Origin of the sequence: Solwaraspora sp. WMMD791 (assembly GCF_029581195.1) — a bacterium.
Lineage (GTDB): Bacteria > Actinomycetota > Actinomycetes > Mycobacteriales > Micromonosporaceae > Micromonospora_E.
This window is the reverse complement of record NZ_CP120737.1, coordinates 3,903,559-3,922,178: the sequence shown is the minus strand read 5'-3', so window position 1 is coordinate 3,922,178 and position 18,620 is coordinate 3,903,559. Positions and strand designations below refer to the sequence as shown.

17 protein-coding genes are annotated in these 18,620 nt (G+C 72.8%); 7 read left to right on the top strand and 10 right to left on the bottom strand.

What is annotated here, in order from left to right:
* Positions 1–69: 69 nt before the first annotated feature.
* Complete coding sequence (locus O7623_RS17455) at positions 70–990, top strand: hypothetical protein (RefSeq protein ID WP_282224092.1); 921 nt, start codon at positions 70–72, stop codon at positions 988–990.
* 16 nt (positions 991–1,006) lie between these two features.
* On the opposite strand, the gene O7623_RS17450 is transcribed toward O7623_RS17455, so the two are convergent.
* The 4 genes from O7623_RS17450 to O7623_RS17435 all read right to left on the bottom strand — a co-directional run bounded on the left by O7623_RS17450 (position 1,007) and on the right by O7623_RS17435 (position 5,539).
* The gene (locus O7623_RS17450) at positions 1,007–2,173 is read right to left on the bottom strand and encodes an SAM-dependent methyltransferase (protein WP_282224091.1); all 1,167 of its coding nucleotides are present in this window, start codon (positions 2,171–2,173) and stop codon (positions 1,007–1,009) included.
* Positions 2,174–2,237: 64 nt separating this feature from the next.
* A complete protein-coding gene (locus tag O7623_RS17445; protein ID WP_282224090.1) occupies positions 2,238–4,022 on the bottom strand; it encodes a DEAD/DEAH box helicase in 1,785 nt (594 codons plus the stop codon).
* 587 nt (positions 4,023–4,609) lie between these two features.
* The gene (locus tag O7623_RS17440; protein ID WP_282224089.1) at positions 4,610–4,834 is read right to left on the bottom strand and encodes a DUF3107 domain-containing protein; all 225 of its coding nucleotides are present in this window, start codon (positions 4,832–4,834) and stop codon (positions 4,610–4,612) included.
* Positions 4,835–4,900: 66 nt separating this feature from the next.
* Positions 4,901–5,539: a TetR/AcrR family transcriptional regulator gene (locus O7623_RS17435; RefSeq protein WP_282224088.1), complete on the bottom strand. Its 639-nt coding sequence runs from the start codon at positions 5,537–5,539 to the stop codon at positions 4,901–4,903.
* Between the two features lie 1,277 nt (positions 5,540–6,816).
* On the opposite strand from O7623_RS17435, the gene O7623_RS17430 reads away from it, so the two are divergent.
* From O7623_RS17430 to O7623_RS17410, 5 genes are all read left to right on the top strand, one after another.
* The gene (locus O7623_RS17430) at positions 6,817–8,574 is read left to right on the top strand and encodes a hypothetical protein (RefSeq protein WP_282229450.1); all 1,758 of its coding nucleotides are present in this window, start codon (positions 6,817–6,819) and stop codon (positions 8,572–8,574) included.
* Between the two features lie 45 nt (positions 8,575–8,619).
* Positions 8,620–9,570, top strand: coding sequence for a DUF3152 domain-containing protein (locus O7623_RS17425; RefSeq protein WP_282224087.1), 951 nt, complete (start codon positions 8,620–8,622; stop codon positions 9,568–9,570).
* A gap of 103 nt (positions 9,571–9,673) precedes the next feature.
* A complete protein-coding gene (locus O7623_RS17420) occupies positions 9,674–10,756 on the top strand; it encodes a DUF3152 domain-containing protein (RefSeq protein ID WP_282224086.1) in 1,083 nt (360 codons plus the stop codon).
* 147 nt (positions 10,757–10,903) lie between these two features.
* The gene (gene moeZ / locus O7623_RS17415; RefSeq protein WP_282224085.1) at positions 10,904–12,064 is read left to right on the top strand and encodes an adenylyltransferase/sulfurtransferase MoeZ; all 1,161 of its coding nucleotides are present in this window, start codon (positions 10,904–10,906) and stop codon (positions 12,062–12,064) included.
* Positions 12,065–12,240: 176 nt separating this feature from the next.
* The gene (locus O7623_RS17410; RefSeq protein WP_282229449.1) at positions 12,241–13,059 is read left to right on the top strand and encodes a prenyltransferase/squalene oxidase repeat-containing protein; all 819 of its coding nucleotides are present in this window, start codon (positions 12,241–12,243) and stop codon (positions 13,057–13,059) included.
* 45 nt (positions 13,060–13,104) lie between these two features.
* Here O7623_RS17410 and O7623_RS17405 read toward each other — a convergent pair whose 3' ends face one another.
* Both O7623_RS17405 and proB read right to left on the bottom strand, forming a co-directional pair.
* Positions 13,105–14,490, bottom strand: a complete 1,386-nt coding sequence (locus O7623_RS17405) for a glutamate-5-semialdehyde dehydrogenase (RefSeq protein WP_282224084.1) — start codon at positions 14,488–14,490, stop codon at positions 13,105–13,107.
* Positions 14,375–15,484, bottom strand: a complete 1,110-nt coding sequence (proB, locus tag O7623_RS17400; protein ID WP_282224083.1) for a glutamate 5-kinase — start codon at positions 15,482–15,484, stop codon at positions 14,375–14,377. Before proB ends, O7623_RS17405 begins: the two co-directional genes overlap by 116 nt.
* 60 nt (positions 15,485–15,544) lie before the next feature.
* On the opposite strand from proB, the gene O7623_RS17395 reads away from it, so the two are divergent.
* The gene (locus tag O7623_RS17395; protein WP_282224082.1) at positions 15,545–15,865 is read left to right on the top strand and encodes an MGMT family protein; all 321 of its coding nucleotides are present in this window, start codon (positions 15,545–15,547) and stop codon (positions 15,863–15,865) included.
* Here the strand turns inward: O7623_RS17395 and O7623_RS17390 are convergent.
* From O7623_RS17390 to O7623_RS17375, 4 genes are read right to left on the bottom strand one after another with little or no spacing between them, the layout of a single operon-like run.
* Entirely contained in the window at positions 15,856–16,359 is a 504-nt protein-coding gene (locus O7623_RS17390; protein WP_282224081.1) for a hypothetical protein, read from the bottom strand. The genes O7623_RS17395 and O7623_RS17390 overlap by 10 nt on opposite strands.
* Before the next feature lie 33 nt (positions 16,360–16,392).
* Positions 16,393–17,346: a hypothetical protein gene (locus O7623_RS17385; RefSeq protein WP_282224080.1), complete on the bottom strand. Its 954-nt coding sequence runs from the start codon at positions 17,344–17,346 to the stop codon at positions 16,393–16,395.
* On the bottom strand, positions 17,343–17,729 hold the full coding sequence (locus O7623_RS17380; RefSeq protein WP_282224079.1) for a hypothetical protein: 387 nt from the start codon (positions 17,727–17,729) through the stop codon (positions 17,343–17,345). The genes O7623_RS17385 and O7623_RS17380 overlap by 4 nt, the downstream gene beginning before the upstream one ends.
* A 47-nt stretch (positions 17,730–17,776) precedes the next feature.
* The gene (locus tag O7623_RS17375) at positions 17,777–18,607 is read right to left on the bottom strand and encodes a hypothetical protein (RefSeq protein ID WP_282224078.1); all 831 of its coding nucleotides are present in this window, start codon (positions 18,605–18,607) and stop codon (positions 17,777–17,779) included.
* Positions 18,608–18,620 lie beyond the last annotated feature (13 nt).

The following is an 18,620-nucleotide window of genomic DNA, read 5'->3' as shown; positions in this document are numbered from 1 at the left end:
GCCGCCCAACGGCTACCGTCAGACGCGCTGGGCGCGACCTGCGACGGCGGACGGGAAGGGGCGGGCACCGTGACGGAGACACCCACGCTGCGCCTGGCCGCGATGGTCGGCGGCGTCGTGTTGACGCTGTTCGCCGGGTACGCGCTGGGTCGCGCCGTCGACGCCCCGACCAGCCTCGGTACGCAGGTCGCCGCCGGCACCGCGGACCACTCCCACCCGGCCGGCACGGCACCGCACGCGCACGGCTCCGACCCCGGTACGGGCACCGACACCGGCGCCGACGGCCAGGTCTCCGGGCTGTCGGTGAGCGTCGGCGGCTGGACGCTGGTGCCCGAGCAGACCCAGCTGCCCGTCGGCGACGAGGTCGACCTGCGGTTCCGGATCGTCGGCCCGGATCAGCGACCGGTGACCGACTTCGCGGTGGTGCACGACAAGCCGATGCACCTGATCGTGGCCCGTCGGGACCTGACCGGATTCCAGCATCTGCATCCGGAGCTGGCGCCGGACGGCACCTGGAGCATCCCGCTGCGGCTGACCGCGCCGGGCGTCTGGCGGATGTTCGGCGACTTCACCGTCACCGACCCGGCCGGTACGCCGGTGGCGTTGACCCTCGGCGTCGACCTGGTCGCGGCCGGGGACTATCAGCCGGTCGCGCTGCCGGCGGCGGCGGACACCGCCCAGGCCGGCGAGTTCACCGTACGGATGCAGGGTGCCCCGCAGCGCGGGGTCGTCGCGCCGCTGCTGTTCCAGGTGAGCACCGCCGACGGCGCGGCGCCGACGCTGGAGCCCTACCTGGGCGCGTACGGGCACCTGGTGGCGTTGCGCGCCGGTGACCTCGGCTACCTGCACGTGCACCCGGAGGCCGAGCTGGTCGACGGGGCGGTGAAGTTCTGGCTGACCGCGCCGAGCGCCGGCGACTACCGGTTGTTCCTGGACTTCCAGGTGGCCGGTGTGGTGCACACCGCCGAGTTCACCGTGACGGTCAGCTGACCGCTGTCGCCGGAGGTCATGCGTCGCCGGAGGTCGCGCCGGCGGCGAGCAGGGTCTGCAGCCGGGGCGTCACCGCCCACTGGTCGACCAGCTCTGCGTAGGCCCGCTGGTGGGCCGAGGAGTCCGGTACGCCGCCACGGCGGGCCCGTAGCAGCAGGTTGCGCGGGGTGTGCTGGGAGTCGATGAACTCGACGACGTCGACCCGGTAGCCGTTGGCCCGCAGCAGCGTGGCGCGCAGCGTGTCGGTGAGCACGTCGGCGAAGCGTTCCCGCAGGATGCCGGCGGAGACCAGCGGCCCGTACGGGCGGGGTGCCGGCTGGCGGCGCAGCTGCGCGGCGATGTCGTGGTGGCAGCACGGGGCGGCCAGGACCCAGCGGGCCTGCCAGGCCACCGCGCGGGCGAGCGCGTCGTCGGTGGCGGTGTCGCAGGCGTGCAGGGCGAGTACCAGGTCCGGCGGCGGGTCGACGACGGCCTGCTCGATCGTGCCGGCGACGAAGGTGACCCGGTCGGCGCAGCCGAGTTCGGCGGCGAGCGCGGTGTTGCGGCGGCGCTGGTCGGTGCGGATGTCGACGCCGGTGACGAGCGGTTCGGCGCCGGCGTCGACGAGGTACCGGTAGGCGGCGAAGGTCAGGTACGCGTTGCCGCAGCCCAGGTCGACGACGCGCAGCGGCCCGGTGGGCAGCGGGTCGGGCAGGGTGGCGGCCAGGGCCCGCAGGAAGGCGTCGACCTGGCGGCGTTTCGCCGCGCTGGCCCCGATCGCGGTGAACAGCGGGTCGTCGGGGTCGAGCAGGTACTGCTTGGTCCGGTCGTGCCCGGCGGGTGCGGCGGCGGTCCGGTCCGCGGTCGACCGGTGCAGCTGGGCGGCGCCCTTCTTGGTGACCCGCAGCTGCACGGTGCTGTCGGTGGTCTCGACGTGCCAGTTGCCGAACGGTTCGGCGAGCAGTTCGTCGACGGCTGCTTCGGCGGGTGGGCCGGGCGCGACGTTGCGGGTCACCGGCCGGGTGCCGTCGGTGGTGACGATCTGCAGGTGCGTGCCGGTGCGTAGGGCGACCGGCCGCAGTTGGGCGCGGGTCACCGACGGGGTCCGGCCGCGTTGCCGGCCGGCGGCGACGGCCCGGGTCAGCTGTGGGCTGAGCAGCAGCGCCCGGATGTCGGCGAGCGCGTCGGGGAGGGACTGCGGCATGGCTGTCATGATCCGGGGTCCGGCCCGGCGGGCGACGCCCGGCCCGGTCGGACCCCGGAACTGCTCAGTTCTCGCTGCCGCCGCTGTCCTGGCTGGCGCTGCCGCTGCCCTGACCGCTGCGGGTGCGCCGACGCCGTCGGCGCGGGGCGGTGCTGCCGGTGTCGGCCGCGCCGGTGGGGTGCCCGTCCGCCGCGATCTGGGTGTCGGTGGCGGTACGGGCGGCCGGGACGGCTGCGGCGGTGCCGGCGGTGTCGGTGCCACCGTCGACGAGCTGACCGGCGCGGCGACGGCGGCGGGGCCGCCGGGCGCGGGTGCTGCCGGCGTCCTCGCCGGCGTCGGTCGGCGTACCGGCGGTCAGGTCGGCGTCGCCGTTGGCTGCGCCGGAGCGTGACCGACCACCGGCACGGGACCGGTCACCGGACCGGTCACTGGAGCGGGACCGGTCGCCGGATCCGCGCCGGGAGCGGCCTTCGCCGCGCGGGCCACGGTCGGACCGGGCGCTGGAGTCGCCGCGTCGCCGGCCACCGGGAGAGCGGCCGCCGAGGTCCTCCTCGACTTCGGCACCGAGCCCCGCCCGGGTCCGTTCGGCGCTGGGCAGTGTGCCGGAGACCTCCCGGGAGATGCCGAGATCGGCGTAGAGGTGGTCGGAGGTGTGGTACGTCTCCGGCGGTTCGGGCATTTCCAGCCCGAGGGTCTTGTCGATGATCCGCCAGCGGGTGATGTCCTCCCAGTCGACGAAGGTGACCGCCACCCCGGTGGCGCCGGCGCGGCCGGTCCGTCCGATCCGGTGGGTGTAGGTGTCCTGGTCTTCCGGGCAGTCGTAGTTGATCACGTGGGTGACGCCGGAGACGTCCAGACCACGGGCGGCGACGTCGGTCGCCACCAGGATGTCGATCTTGCCGGTACGGAAGGCGCGCAGCGCCCGTTCCCGGGCGCCCTGACCGAGGTCACCGTGCACGGCGGCGACCGCGAAGCCACGGAAGTCGAGGTCCTCGCTGACCCGATCGGCGGCCCGCTTGGTCCGGGTGAAGATCATCGTCAGGCCACGCTCCTCGGCTTGCAGGATCCGGGCGACGATCTCGATCTTGTTCATCGGGTGGGTCCGGTACACCACCTGGCGGGTCAGTGGTGCCGTCCCGGCGATCGTGGCGTGCCCGGCGTGGATCGTCACCGGCTGGCGCAGGAAGCGGCGGGACAGCGCGACGATCGGGTCCGGCATCGTGGCCGAGAAGAGCATCGTCTGCCGGTCCTCGGGCAGCATCGCCAGGATCCGCTCGACGTCGTCGAGGAAGCCCAGGTCGAGCATCCGGTCGGCCTCGTCGAGCACCAGCGCCCGGATCCGGTCCAGCCGCAGCTTCTTCTGCTTGGCGAGGTCCATCAGCCGGCCCGGGGTGCCGACGAGGATCTCCACGCCGGCCTTGAGCGTCTCGATCTGTGGTTCGTAGGCGACGCCGCCGTAGATCGGCAGGACCCGGACGCCGCGCGTGCTGCCGGCGGCGGCGAGGTCCTTGGCGACCTGCAGGCCGAGTTCGCGGGTGGGGACGACGACGAGGGCCTGCGGTACGCCGTCGGCGCCCTCGCCGGGGGCGAAGACCCGGTCGACCAGTGGTACGCCGAAGCCGAGGGTCTTGCCGGTGCCGGTCGGTGCCTGCCCGATCAGGTCGGTGCCGCGCAGCGCGATCGGCAGGGCGTACTCCTGGATCGCGAAGGTGTGCACGATCCCGACCTCGGCCAGCGCGGCGACCGTTTCCGGTCGCGCGCCCAGCTGGGCGAAGGTGGGGCTGTCCGGGCGGACCGGGGGGCGCTTCGCCGGCTCGTCGCCGGTGGGGATATCGGTGAAGTCAGTCATCTGGTGTCGGGGGTGCCCTCTCGTGGCGCGCCCCGCATGCGTCGTGAGGGCGCGAATCGGATGTCGGCGCCGCCAGGGCGCCTGTGGTGTCCAGTGCCGGTAGGGCACCGTTTGGGTTCAGTGCCGGTACGGCACCGTCGTGGTTCAGTGCCGGTACGGCACCGGTGAGTAGCGGTGCCGGGTCGGCGCGGATGGTCCGGGTGACGTCGGCGCGGCCGGGTGTGTGGATGCGGCGGTGCGTCAACTGACGGCGCTGGCCACACGCGATCGACAGGTCGCGGGCCGCACGCGCGCCGCGAACCCCGCGCGAGCAATCTCGACGGCCGCAGCATTTGCTGACCATCGTAGCCCACCGCCAGCGTCGACGTGGAAAACCTCGGCGACCGACCGGGCAACCGGAGCACGATTGTGTGATTCGAGTCACCGGGAGTAGCGGCGGCAGGCGGGTCCATCGTGATGGACGACACATCACTGCGCCGCCGGATGCTGCCGACAGCGTACGGCGGATGCGCGGCCACGCATCCGCCGACGGAGTCGGTACCCGCTGATGAGCAGCCGCTCAGCCGCTCAGCGGGTCACGGCGATGGTCAACGTACGGTGAAGCCGACCGATCGGGGTGCGGCCTCGGCGATCTCGACGTAGGCGATCTTGGCCACCGGAACGATGACCCGCCGGCCACGCTCGTCGGTCAGTGACAGAGTCCCCTCGGTCGCGATGGCCTGGGTCACGATCTGCTCGATCTCCGCCGGAGACTGGGAACTCTCCAGAACGAGCTCACGCGGCGCGTACTGCACGCCGATCTTGACCTCCACGGGTCCTCCTTGAGGTGGGCGAAAACAGCGCCATCGCGAAGGTTAGCCGATGCGCGCGCACTGCGTTCAGGATGCCTCGCCCTGTAGTGGAAATCCGGCGATCCCACGCCAGGACAGCGCGGCGAGCAGCGACTCCGCCTCGCCCTTGGGTACCTGCCGGCCACCGGCGAGCCAGAACTGGGCGGCGGTCTCCGCCGCCCCGACCAGCCCGGACGCGAGCAGCTCGGCGCGGGACCGGCTCACCCCGGTGTCGGAGATGATGGTGTCGGTGATGGCGGCGATGCACTCCCGCTCGACCCGTTCGACCCGGGCCCGTACGGCCGGCTCGTTGCGCAGGTCGGAATCGAAGACCAGCCGGAACGCGCCGCTCTCCTCGTCGACGAAGTCGAAGTACGCCTGGACCGCGCCGCTGACCCGTTCCTTGTTGTCGCTGGTGGCGGCCATCGCCGCCGCGACTTTGGCGATGATCGAGTCGCAGTGCGTGTCGAGAAGCGCCAGATACAACTCCAATTTGCCCGGAAAATGTTGGTACAGCACTGGCTTGGACACCCCGGCACGCTCCGCGATGTCATCCATCGCCGCCGCGTGGTAACCCTGTGCTACAAACACCTCCTGTGCGGCGGCGAGCAGTTGCTTACGGCGTGCGGAGCGCGGCATCCTCGCCGGCCGGCCGGCCGTCTGTGCGCCGCTCGACGCAGCGGTCATGTCGAACCTCCGAGTCCGGGTGGAACGATCTGGTCGGCGTATGAACGAAACGATCAGTGCATATCACCTGGCCGGTCAATTAGCCCGACGTTGCAACTTATCGCCACTGTCAGCACACGGTAGCCTCAGCGGGGGCGACCGAGGAGCGCACGGTGGACGAATCAGGTGAACCCCGCGGGGCCGCACCGGGACCAGACGATGGCGGAGCGGACTCGCGAGGCCGTCGTGACCAGGGCATGGGCAGTTGGGCAGGGTCGCCGACGAGGTGGTCGGACGGGTCCGGCATCGAGCCGGAAGGCGAGCGGTCCGGGACCGGCTGGACGTCGTCCGGTGCCCCGGGTAGCGCGGCCAACTGGGCTGATCCGCCGTCGCGGTACGCCGAGGTGCTGCCGTTCACCCGTACCCCGCGCAGCGGGTCCACCCGGGGCAGGCTGGGCACCGACACGGGGCGGGTGCTGTCCGAACCGGTGAGCGCCAGCCCGTACTCGAGCGGCCAGGGTGCCGCCCGCGAGCAGGCCGTGGTGCCGACCCCCCGCCCCGCCCCCGCCGGCGAGGCGATCGACGGGTCCGTCCGGCGCGCCGACGGCCACCGTCCGGAGCGCACCGACAGCCAGCGTCCGGAGCGCACCGACAGCCAGCGTCCGGAGCGAGCAGACAGCCAGCGTCCGGAGCGCGCCGACGGCCACCGTCCGGAGCGTCCCGGCTCCGACGACGACCGGACCGCGCCGAGCGCCAGCCGGGACACCAGCGGCGACGCCCCGCGTCGCCCGGCCGAACCCGCCCGACCGGTGCCGACCCCGGTGAACTCGCCGCCCCGGTGGCAGGAGACCGCTCGGGTGGTGCCGTCGACGCCGCTGCGACCCGTGCCGGTCGCCTCGGCGACGCCGGTGTCGCCGGCCGCGCCGCGCCCGGTCCGCCCCGGCACACCACCCGGATTCCAGGGCCCGACGGGTGCGAGCCCGGCGGTCGAGGGCGACCGGTCGCCCCGGCGGCCGGGGGGGAGCGACAACAGCCGCGCCGACGGTGCGCCGATGCGTCGGGACACCACCGCCTCGGCCGACGACCGCCCGTCCCGCCCCGACCCGGCCGATTACGGATCGTCCCGCCCCGACCCGGCCGATTACGGGGCGGCGCGGGCCGATCGGTCCACCGACCGGGTGACCCGACCCGACCCGAGCGGGTCCGGGACCGGGCAGCCCGGCACCGCCGGACCCACGTCGGCGCCGCCGGCCAGCGGGACCCCGGCCTGGGCGCGGCCGTCGACCAGCGTCGGCGCGATCCGACAGCCCACGGGTGAATGGCCCCGGCAGAGCAGCACCGGTGCCTGGCCGCAACAGCCGACCGGGGACTGGGACCGGCGCGGCGGTGCCGGCGACTGGCCCGGCCGGTCCGGTGCCGACGACTGGGACCACCCGCGTGCCGGCGACGCGGACCAGCCGCAGGCCGGGTCGCCGCAGGCCGGATCCGAGCCGTACGGCGCTGGCTCGCCCACCTCCGGCGGGCCGACCGGCGACGTCGGACCTGACTGGTCGTACGGGCAGAGCTGGGCGCCGACACAGCCGGAGTGGACCAGCCCCGACGCCGATCAACAGTGGACGTCTCAGGAGCCGGCCAGGCCGCGTCCCTGGGCCGACGACCCGGCACCCGACTGGTCCGGTCCGACGTCGCAGACCGCTCCGACGCCACCGGATGGTCCGACGCCACAGACCGGCCCACCGTCACCGCACGGTCCGTCGGCGCAGCATGGTCCGACAGCGCAGCACTGGTCGGACGACGCCGACCGTGGCTGGTCGCCGCCGGAGCAGCCGCGCTGGCAGTCGACCGAACCCACCGCCGAGTCCCAGCCCTGGCCGCCGGCCGAGTCCGGGACCGACCAGTCCTGGCCGTCGGCCACCGACTTCGGATCGAGCGGGCACGGTGGCTTCGGACCCGACGACCCGGCACCACCGCCCGTACCTGCCGCCGACCTGTCCACCCCGATCGCCGCTGCCGCGCTGGACTCGCTGCCGCAGCGGGTCCCAGCCGATCCGGACGTGCCAACTGTGCCGCAACCTCCCGCGGTGGAACCCTCGGCGGAGACGCCGGAACTTGCCCGCATCGCCTCCCATCTGCGCCGGGGCGACTCCGCCGGGCAGCCGCAGGAGCGGCCGGAAGGCTTCGATGTCAACGCCATCCTGGCCGCCGTACGGGGCGTCGGCGGGGTGCGGGACGCCTCTTTGCGGACCACCGACGCCGGCGCGCACAGCCTGCGCCTGGACCTCGCCGAAGGCGCCGACCCGGCCGAGGTGAGCCGGATGGTGGCGCGGCTGCTGCAGGAACGCATGGGCCTCGCGGCGGCCCCGCAGAATCTGCCCGGTGCCGATTTCGGCGGCGCGCTGCCGGCGTTGCCGACCCGGGGGCGGGCGTCCGCCCCGCTGCCACCGGCCCCGTCGCAGGCCGTCGGGCCCGGGTGGTCGACCCCGGAGCCGGCGGACGTGCCGCGCCGGCGTCGACCCGGCCAACGACCCCAACCGGAGTACGGCGACCCGCCGCCGACCGCACCGGCGGAGCCGGCGGCAGTGACCTGCCCGGACAGTTCCACCGCACCGGCGAGCGGGCCGCCGCGCCCGCTGAACCCCGGTGGCCGGCCAGGGCCCCGGGTGGTGCTGGACCACGTGCAGGTTTCCACGTTCGGCGTGGACGCCACCGTGGAGGTACGGCTGACCGCCGGGCCGCGTACCACCTCCGGTGTCGCGACCGGACCGGCGGTCGACGGTTACGTGCTGCGACTGTGTGCGGTCGCCGCCGCGTCCGCTATCGAGGAGCTGCTCACCGGTCCGGCCGGGGCGTTCGACCGGGGGCGGTGCTTCGTGGAGCACGCGGCCGTGGTGCCGATGGGCGGCTGCGAGGTGGCGGTGGTCGTCGTACTGCTGGCCTGTGGCGGCTGGGTTGAGCAGCTCGCCGGTTCGGCGGTGGTCTCCGGCGATCCCCGGCAGGCTGTGGTACGCGCCACGTTGGCGGCGGTCAACCGCAGGTTGGACGCCCTGCTGGCCTGATCCGACACGCCGGTTCGGGCGTGGGCTGTGGCAAGGTGGACGGCGATGTCCGTCAGTGATGCCCGTCGCACCCACCAGCCCGGCCGACGCCGGGCCGTGCGCTCCCGGGCTACCCGGTCGCCGGCCGCGCGCTCCCGGACCGGCCGACCCCGGTCGCGATGGCAGCGGCTGCGCTGGCCGGTGCTGACGGCGGCGCTGGTCGCCGCGATCGGGTTGGGCGTGATCGGGGTCGCGCTGCCCCGGGTCGGTGGCTGGGACGTGCTGGCCGCGCCGGTGGGTGTCGGGCGGTCGACCGCCGTACCGCCGGGGTCGCAGTCGCCGACCCCCGCGTCGAGCGCCGCACCGACGAGCGCTGCCCCGCCGCCGACGACGGCGCCCCCGCCGCCGGTGCTGCAGCTGCCGGGCGCGGTGCCGTCGGCCGGCAGCGGCGAGTTCGCGTTCGGCGCCGTCCAGGGTGAGATCGCCGGCCGGTCGGGCACGCTGCGCCGCTACCGGGTGGCGGTGGAGGTCGGCGCGGACGAGGACGTCGAGGCGTTCGGCGAGATCGTCGACCGGACGTTGGCCGACCCGCGCAGCTGGACCGGCGGCAGCCAGTGGCGGTTGCAGCGGGTCCCGGACCAGGCCGGGCACGACTTCACCGTCTACCTGGCGACGGCGCAGACGGCGTACCGGATGTGCCAGGCGGGCTGGGTGGACATCCGCATCGACGGGGTGCCGTACACGTCCTGCCGCGCGCAGGGCAAGGTGATCATCAATCTGGACCGGTGGCGCCGGTCGGTCGACCACTACGTGCAGGCGCGGGTACCGCTGGACGTCTACCGGACGTACGTGCTCAACCACGAGGTCGGACACGAGCTCGGGCACGGTCACGAGCGCTGCCCGGGTGACGGCGAGCCGGCGCCGGTGATGATGCAGCAGACGCTGTTCCTCAACGGTTGTGTGGCCAACCCGTGGCCGTTCCTGGCCGGTGAGCGGTACGCCGGTCCGCCGCTTTAGACCCTGCCCGACTGACGAAACGTCGAAGGATACGGGGCATTTGGTCAGATTGACCTGCTAAGTCGGTGGTGCCCGCGCGTCGCCACGGCCAGGTACATATGTCATGACAATCTGGGCGCATCAGGCGAGCTGCCAGGAGGGGGCGGTCACCGTGCGCAAGATCCAGTCAGCTGCGAACATCCGGCCGTCGGCCTCCGCCAGCGGTCGACGATCAGCCCTCGACGATGGTCGGCGGTCGGCCGCCGACCCGGCGCGTCGCCGTGAACTACGCGGCCGACGCCGACGGGTCGGCGTACTCGCGTTGGTGACGGTCGCGGCGACGCTGATCGGGGTCGACCTGCTGCGGGCGGGCGCCGACGCCGAGGGCCGGCTACCGGCCGCCGTCCGCGAGCCCGGCCCCGGCGGCGCTGCCGACGCCGAAGCCCCGGACAGCGGCACCCCCGACGGCGCCGCCGCGCTGCCACCGCTGATCGCACCCGCGCCGAGCGGCACACCGGACCCCGACGCGTCCGACAGCGCCGACGCACCCGGTGACGACTCGCCCGGTGACGCCGACGGGCCGGGCAACGCCGACGCACCGGGCGCGCGTGGCGGGCCGCAGGCACCGCCGGCCAGCTACCCGCAGGCCGGGACCGGCACCTTCGGCTACCTCACCGGCTCCGGGCCGGTGCTGGGCTGGGCCGGTGAACTGCGCCGGTTCCGCATCGCCGTCGAGGACGGCATCGGTCAGCGGGCCGACGAGTTCGCCGGGATCGTCGACGCCACCCTCGGTGACCAGCGCAGCTGGGTCGCCTCCCGGCAGTTCCGGCTGCAGCGGGTCTCCCGCGCCGACGCCGCCGAGTTCACCATCTACCTCGCCTCGCCGGCCACCTCCGAGCGGATGTGCGCGCTCGGCGGCCTGTCGACCGAGCAGTACACCTCCTGCCGGCTCCCCGGTCAGGTGATCATCAACGTGGCCCGGTGGCTGGAGGCCGTACCGCACTTCGACGCGCCGCTGGCCGAGTACCGGGCCTACGCGATCAACCACGAGGTCGGGCACCAGTTCGGCATGTTCCACGAGGTCTGCCCGGCACCCGGACGGCCCGCCCCGGTCATGCAGCAGCAGACGTACGGGATGCAGGGCTGCGTCGCCAACGGCTGGCCCTACCTCGACGGCAAGCGGTACACCGGCCCACCAATGGTCTGAGGCAGCTGGTCGCAGCGGGGTCGGCCGAGAAGGACAGCCCGGTATTCCCGGATCCCGGATGGCGGGCGGTGTCACTGCTCATGGCCGATCGGCCGCGAAGCGAGCAACAATAGCGCAGCCACCATTGCCGATCCCGGGGAGTTCACCGTGTCGTTGCCCCCGCTCGTCGAACCCGCCGCCGAGCTGACCGTCGATGAGATCCGCCGCTACTCGCGGCACCTCATCATCCCGGACGTCGGCGTCGACGGCCAGAAACGCCTCAAGAACGCCAAGGTCCTCTGCGTCGGCGCGGGTGGCCTCGGCTCGCCAGCGCTGATGTACCTGGCCGCGGCCGGCGTCGGCACCCTGGGCATCATCGACTTCGACATCGTCGACGAGTCGAACCTGCAGCGTCAGGTCATCCACGGCCAGTCCGACATCGGCCGGCCCAAGGCCGAGTCCGCCGCCGCGTCGGTCCGGGAGATCAACCCGTACGTCGACGTCCGGATCCACAACGTGACCCTGGACAACGACAACGTCTTCGACATCTTCGGCCAGTACGACCTGATCCTCGACGGCACCGACAACTTCGCCACCCGTTACCTGGTCAACGACGCCTGCGTGCTGCTCGGCAAGCCGTACGTGTGGGGCTCGATCTACCGGTTCGACGGCCAGGTCAGTGTCTTCTGGGACCAGCACGGCCCGAACTACCGGGACCTCTACCCGGAGCCGCCGCCGCCCGGCATGGTGCCGTCCTGCGCCGAGGGCGGCGTGCTCGGCGTGCTCTGCGCCTCGATCGGGTCGGTCATGGTGACCGAGGCGATCAAGCTGATCACCGGCATCGGTGAGCCGCTGCTCGGCCGCCTGATGGTCTACGACGCCCTGGAGATGTCCTACCGGGTCATCAAGATCCGCAAGGACCCGAACGGCGAGCCGATCACCGGCCTGATCGACTACGACGACTTCTGCGGCGCGGTCTCCGCCGAGGCCGAGGAGGCGGCCGTCGACTCGACGATCACCCCCCGGGAGCTGAAGGAGTGGCAGGACGCCGGCAAGGACTTCTTCCTGGTCGACGTCCGGGAGCCCGCCGAGTACGAGATCGTGCGGATCCCCGGCTCGACGCTGATCCCCAAGGGCGAGTTCATCACCGGTGAGGCCCTGGCGAAGCTACCGCAGGGCCGGCAGATCGTGCTGCACTGCAAGTCCGGCGTACGGTCGGCCGAAGCCCTCGCCGCGGTCAAGGCCGCCGGGTTCGCCGACGCCGTCCACCTGCAGGGCGGCGTGGTCTCCTGGGTCAAGCAGATCGACCCGTCGCTGCCCAGCTACTGACGCTGCTGCACAGCAGCTACTGACATTGCTGCCCGGCCACTGATGCTGCCACGTTACTGACCGGACGACGCCGCCGGGGATCTGGTTCATCCAGGTCCCCGGCCGGCTAGTTGACCTTGACTGACTTACCGAGGCAGGAATCCGGACCCGCCGGTAACCTGTCGTCCGTGGTCGATATGGATGCCGCCATCGGGTTCGTCGTGGCGCACGGGGACACCGTCGACCGGGCGCGGCTGTCGTGGCTGCGTACCGGCGCCGCCCCGCAGCCCGACGTGCTGACCAGCGCCGAGATCGGGCAGACCCCCGACGGCGGCTGGCCCGCCTTCTGGGCCGGAGACGTCGCCTCGGTCGACGCCACCTGCTTCCGCCTCGCCGAGCTGGACGACCTCGGCGCGCTGCACCGGCCACCGGCCCGCAAAGCCCTCGACTGGCTGGTCAGCCGGCAACGCGGCGACGGCAGCTGGGAGGAGGACGAGTCGCTGGCCGCCGAGGCACCCGAGTGGGCCCGCCCCGGCGACCCGGAGGCCACCTACTACCTGACCGCCAACGCCGGCTACTGGCTCAGCGTCGCCGCCGGCGCCAGCGGGCCAGGCACTCCCGGCGGGCCTGACGGCGCCGGCGACCCGGCCCACCGGGACGCCGCGCAGCGCGCCGCCGGCTACCTGGCCGCCCAGATGCGCCCGGACGGCACCTGGCCGTCGTACCTGCTGGCCGGCTGGCTGGCCGCCGCCACCCTCTACCGGCAGACGATGTTCTACGAGTCGGCCCGGATGCAGGTGGTGCTCAACGACCGGCTCGCCACCATGACCCCCGGCGACGTCGCCCAGCTCGCCGCCGCGCTGCGCCGCGCCGGCCTCGCCGACGACGACTGGCTGCTGGTCAACGCCCGCCGCCGGCTGGCGGTCACCCAACGCAGCGACGGCGGCTGGGACAGCGACTCCGGCGACGCCTTCGAGGTACACGCCGCCCTGGCCGCCATCCGCGCCTGCCGCTGACCCCGCCTGTCCGTCGGCCGGCGGCCGTCGGCCGCCGACGGGCTCCTACTTCCGTACGTGGCCGTCGCCGGTGACGACGTACTTCGTCGAGGTCAGCTCCGGCAGCCCCATCGGGCCACGGGCGTGCAGCTTCTGCGTCGAGATGCCGATCTCCGCGCCGAAGCCGAACTGCCCGCCGTCGGTGAACCGGGTGGACGCGTTGACCATCACCGCGGCCGCGTCAACCCGGGCGACGAACTCCCGGGCCGCGCTGGCCGAGTCGGTGACGATCGCCTCGGTGTGCCCGGTGCCGTACCGCTTGATGTGCGCCACCGCCGCGTCGAGCGAGTCGACGACGGCGACCGACAGGTCCGCCGACAGGTACTCGGTGGCGAAGTCCTCATCGGTCGCCGGCACCACCTCGGCCGAGAACGCCGCCACCTCCGGGGTGCCGTGCACCGTCACGTCCGCGTTATGCAGTTCCTTCAGCATTTTTGGCAGGAACGCCGCCGCGACGTCCACATGCACCAGCAGCGACTCCGCCGTGTTGCAGGTCGACAGCCGCTGCGTCTTCGAGTTCACCGCCACCGCGAGCGCCTTGTCCAGGTCGGCGGCGGCGTCGACGTACACGTGGCAGTTGCCGACGCCGGTCTCGATCACCGGCACCGTCGACTCCTCGACGACCGTACGGATCAGGTCGGCGCCGCCGCGCGGGATCAGCACGTCGACCAGGCCCCGGGCCCGCATCAGCTCCTTCACCGAATCCCGCGACGACGCGTCGAGCAGCTGCACCGCGTCGGCCGGCAGACCGACGCCGACCAACGCGTCCCGCAGCACCCGCACCAGGACCGCGTTGGAGTGCGCCGCCGACGACGAGCCGCGCAGCAGCGCCGCGTTGCCCGACTTCAGGCAGATCCCGGCGGCGTCGACGGTCACGTTCGGCCGCGCCTCGTAGATGATGCCGACCACCCCGAACGGCACCCGCACCTGCCGCAGCTCCAACCCGTTCGGCAGGGTGGAGCCGCGGACCACCTCACCGACCGGGTCGGCCAGCCCGGCCATCTCCCGCAACGCCTGCGCCATGTCCTGGATCCGCGTCTCGTTCAGAGCCAGTCGGTCCAGGATCGCCGTCGACAGCCCGCCGGCCCGTCCGGCGTCCAGGTCGGCCGCGTTCGCGGCCACGATCTCAGCGGTACGGGCGACGAGCGCGTCGGCCATCGCCAGCAACCCGGCGTCCTTGGTCGCCCGGGTGGCGGTGACCAGCTCGTCGGCGGCCACCCGCGCGCGGCGGGCCTGCTCGATCACGCTCATCCTCGTCGTCTCCTCACATGTTCCGCTACAGCAGTACCAGATCGTCGCGGTGCACGACTTCCCGCTCGTACGCCGGGCCGAGGGTGGCGGCCAGCTCACCGGTGGACCGGCCCAGCAGACCCGGCAACTCCACCGCGTCATAGTTGACCAGCCCACGGGCCACCGGCGCACCGGCGGTGTCGACCAGGTCGACCGGGTCGCCGGCGGTGAACGCCCCGTCGACGGCGGTGATCCCGGCCGGCAGCAGCGACTTGCGCCGGGCCACGATCGCCTGCACCGCCCCGGCGTCCAGGTGCAGCCGGCCCCGGGGGGCGGTCGCGTGCGCCAGCCAGAACAGCCGGGCGGTCGGCCGGTGCGCCACCCGGTGGAAGAAGGTCCCGACGCTGTCGCCGGCCAGCGCCTGGGCGGCCAGCGGGGCGGCGGTCAGGACCACCGGGATGCCGAAGCCGGTGGCGATCCGGGCCGCCTCGACCTTGGTGACCATGCCGCCGGTGCCGACCCCGGCGCGCCCGGCCTTGCCGATCGCCACCCCGGCCAGGTCGGCGGCGTCGCGTACCTCGGTGATCCGCTCACTGGCCGGCTTCGCCGGGTCGCCGGTGTAGAGGGCGTCGACGTCGGAGAGCAGCACCAGCAGGTCGGCGTGGACCAGGGCGGCGACCAGGGCGGCCAGCCGGTCGTTGTCGCCGAACCGGATCTCGTCGGTGGCGACCGTGTCGTTCTCGTTGACGACCGGGACCGCCCCCAGGTCGAGGAGTTTACGCAGCGTGCGGTACGCGTTGCGGTAGTGCGCCCGGCGGGTCACGTCGTCGACGGTGAGCAGTACCTGACCGGTGGTCAGGCCGTGCCGGGCCAGGCTGGCGGCGTACCGGCCGATCAGCAGGCCCTGCCCGACGCTGGCCGCCGCCTGCTGGGTGGCCAGGTCACGCGGGCGTCGGGTCAGCCCGAGCGGCGCGAGCCCGGCCGCGATCGCCCCGGAGGAGACCAGTACGACTTCCCGTCCGGCCCTGCGCAGGTCGGCGAGGACATCGGCCAGGGCGTCCACCCGGTCGCCGTCGAGCCCGCCCTCCGCTGTCGTCAGCGACGACGAGCCGATCTTGACGACGACCCGTTTCGCCTCGGTGACTGCTGCACGCACCCGCCCATTCTGCGCGCCGCCGTGCGCGGCGTCGGCACGAGATCTCATATCGTGGCGTGCGTGACCCCGCAGGAGTACGTCGAGGAAGTGCTCGCCCTCGTCGAACGCATCCCGCCCGGCCGGGTCATGTCGTACGGCGCGATCGCCGACGCCCTGTCTGAACTTTCTGGTCGGGCGTCCGCCCGGCTGGTCGGCACCATCATGGCCCGGCACGGCGGCGGCGTCCCCTGGCACCGGGTGGTGTCGTCATCCGGCCGGCTGCCGCCCGGCCATGAAGCCCGAGCGCGGGCCCTGTTGCGCGCCGAAGGCTGCCCGTTGCGCGGCGACGGCGTCGACATGAAAGCCGCCGCCTGGTACCCGAGGCTCGACCCTCAGCCGTAGATCTGGTCCTTCAGGCTGCGGACCTGCGCGAACTGATCACGGATCAGCGCGGTGGCGGCTTCCTGCACCCGTACGGTGAACTCGCTTTCCCGGAACCGGCGCAGGCTGCCCGGCGCGATCGCCACCGTCCAGCTCCGCATCCCCCGGACCTCGATGTGCACCGAGTTGTCCGCACACGCGCCCCGCGCCACCAGGTTCTCCCGGGCGGCGACGAAGTCGACGTCCTGCTGGCTGACCGGCGGCTCGTCGCGGTCGACCGGCATCTGCAGCGCGTCGCTGACGGCCGCGTGGTACGCCTTCATCCTCGCCGCCCAGAGCAGCCGGCCGACGGCGGCGAGCTGCTGCTCGACGTACTGCTCGGACAGCCACTGGTAGCGGCCGGCGGCGAAGGCGATGTGGACCTGGTCCCGGCCCCGCAGCTCGCCGGAGAGGTCACCGCCCGGGGCGGTCACCCGTACGTGCATCTCGTCCAGTCGCTGCGCCAGCAGTCCCACGATCCGCCCCCGGTCTCTTCCTCTGCGTCGTCGTTATCTCGAGTAGCCCATGAACAGCGGGCCGGTGACGTCGGCCGCCGTGGCGTCGGCGAGCGCCGGCCGCTTGGCGACGAAACTGTCCCGGTCCTGCATGATCTCCTGGTAGCTGTGGTTGAGCGCGTTGGCGATCTTGCGCTCCTGCTCGTCGATGTAGCCGCGCAGCAGCGCGATGGCGTCCCGCATCGACGCGATGACGGCGATCGCGGTCTCCCCCTGAAAGTTGACCTTGGGCGGGTCGTCCGGCACGCCGGCGGCCGCCACCTGCGAGCCGGCAGCGACGGCGGTCAAGCTGAGCGAGGCCCCGCCGCTGAACGGGGCGAGCGCCGCCCCGGAGACCGCCGCGACCGAGGAGAGCACGGTGAAGGTCATCACCCACGAGTTCTTGCCGCAGTCGTCCATCCGGTCCAACGCGACGAGCGTGTCGTGGGCGATCTTGTCGATGTCGTTCCTCGCCCGTACCCAGATCTCCTGCTCTGCTTCGAGCGCGGAGCGCAGGATCACCGTCGCGATGAACTGGTTGGCGACGATCGACCGGAACGGCGCGATGAAGTTGGCTCGGAACTCCATCGCCGCCCGACCGGTCCACCGCACGATGTGATTCGTCGCGTCGATCATCTTGTCGAGCTTGTCGTTGGCGCGGTAGTACCGGCCATTGATCGGGTCGTCGGACGCCCACCCCGACGACAATTCTTCGAGCGCTCGGTTGACGGCTTCGAGGCGGGGCTTGAATGCCTGCGGGTCGGGCATTTCGGCGAAGGCGCGGAAGAGATCCGGGATGTCGGCGAACTGGCCTTCGATGCTCCGCCGGGTCTCCAACTCGTTGTGCCGGGGTGCCGGCTGCGGCAGCCCGTCCGGAGTCGCGGGGCGCACCCCGTGCTGGGTGAGGGCCTTCAGCGTCGCCTGCTGCTGGATCTCGTACGCGTGCTGCATGAGCTCGTCGAAACTCATTCGTCACCGACCTTCGGCTCGCCGTTGACCTGCAACAGCCGGGCGAACTCGTTGGCTGCCTCGTAGTCGGTCCGGGCGTACTCGACCGTGGCGAGGCAGAGCGCGTCCGCGGTCATCTCGATGTTGTCGGCGGTGTCCCGGCAGATCTGGGCAATGGTGTCGCGCAGCAGCAGCCACGGCTCGTAGGCCGGGCCGTACGGGGCACCGGCGAGGTCGCCGGTCCGCCGGAACGCCCCGGGGAGGCCGACGGTCGCGTCGTCGAGGGCATTGGCGGCCCTGGAGTAGGCGTTGGCCACGGTCGGCAGGTTGTCCCGGCCCGCGCGCCAGAGGGCGTAGAGATCCGCGCCCAGCTCCTCGCCGTGATTGCCCGCACTGTGCGTCACAGGAACCTCCGAGGGGGTCGATCAGGGGTAGTTGACCACCGGCTCGATCAGTTGAAAGGGACGATCGTCGGCCGGGGCGTGGTCGGCTCCATGCTGAAATCGCAGTACGGGTAGGTCGACGTCGCCGACTCGTCGATGCCGTCGGGGATGGTGTAGGTCGCGTTCATGGTCTGCTCGGTGGTGCCGGCGGTGCAGTAGATCCTGCCCCTGTCGGAGATAACGGCGCCGCCGACGATTTTCCCGGAACTGTCCCGGAAGATGCTGCTCACCCCTCGGCTGACGAGACCCTGGCAGTAGGGCGACGTCATCTGATAGTCGATGTAGCCGCTCCCGCTCTCCACCTCAGTCATCGTGATGCTGTCGTGCTTCGTCTCGATGGCGACGGCTGGCGCGTCGTTCGCCGCCACCCAGGTGGTGGCTCCGAAGTGCGTGGTCACCTGCGTCGCTTCGGTGACCGTCATGCCCTCGTCCAGGTAGGCGGCCGTGCCAACGCCGACCTGGGCGCCGGGCAGGATCAGCGGCACCTCCAGCACGAGCGCCTCGCTGCCCGTGCCGGTGGCAATCGCGGTCCCGCTCTCGTCGGTGACCTCGAACCGGATCAGTGTGCGGTAGGCGGCGTACTCGCTGGTGTTTTCGACCATGACGCCGAGACTCGCGGTGTCGGGCGTCCCCCCGCCTGACGGGACGAATGAGACGCCGGACTCGGTGACGCGCAGGCCGCCGCCGTCCGGGGCTGCTTCGCCGGAGCCGGCAGTGCCGGGCAGCGGCTCCTTCGGTGCCTCGACGCAGGAGGCGCTCGGGTCAGGTGCCGGCTCGCTTCTGCCGAAGGGTGCACAGGCGGGCAATGCCCCGGCAGTCAGGAGGGCGACCAGCGCCACTGGGGTGAGCGCT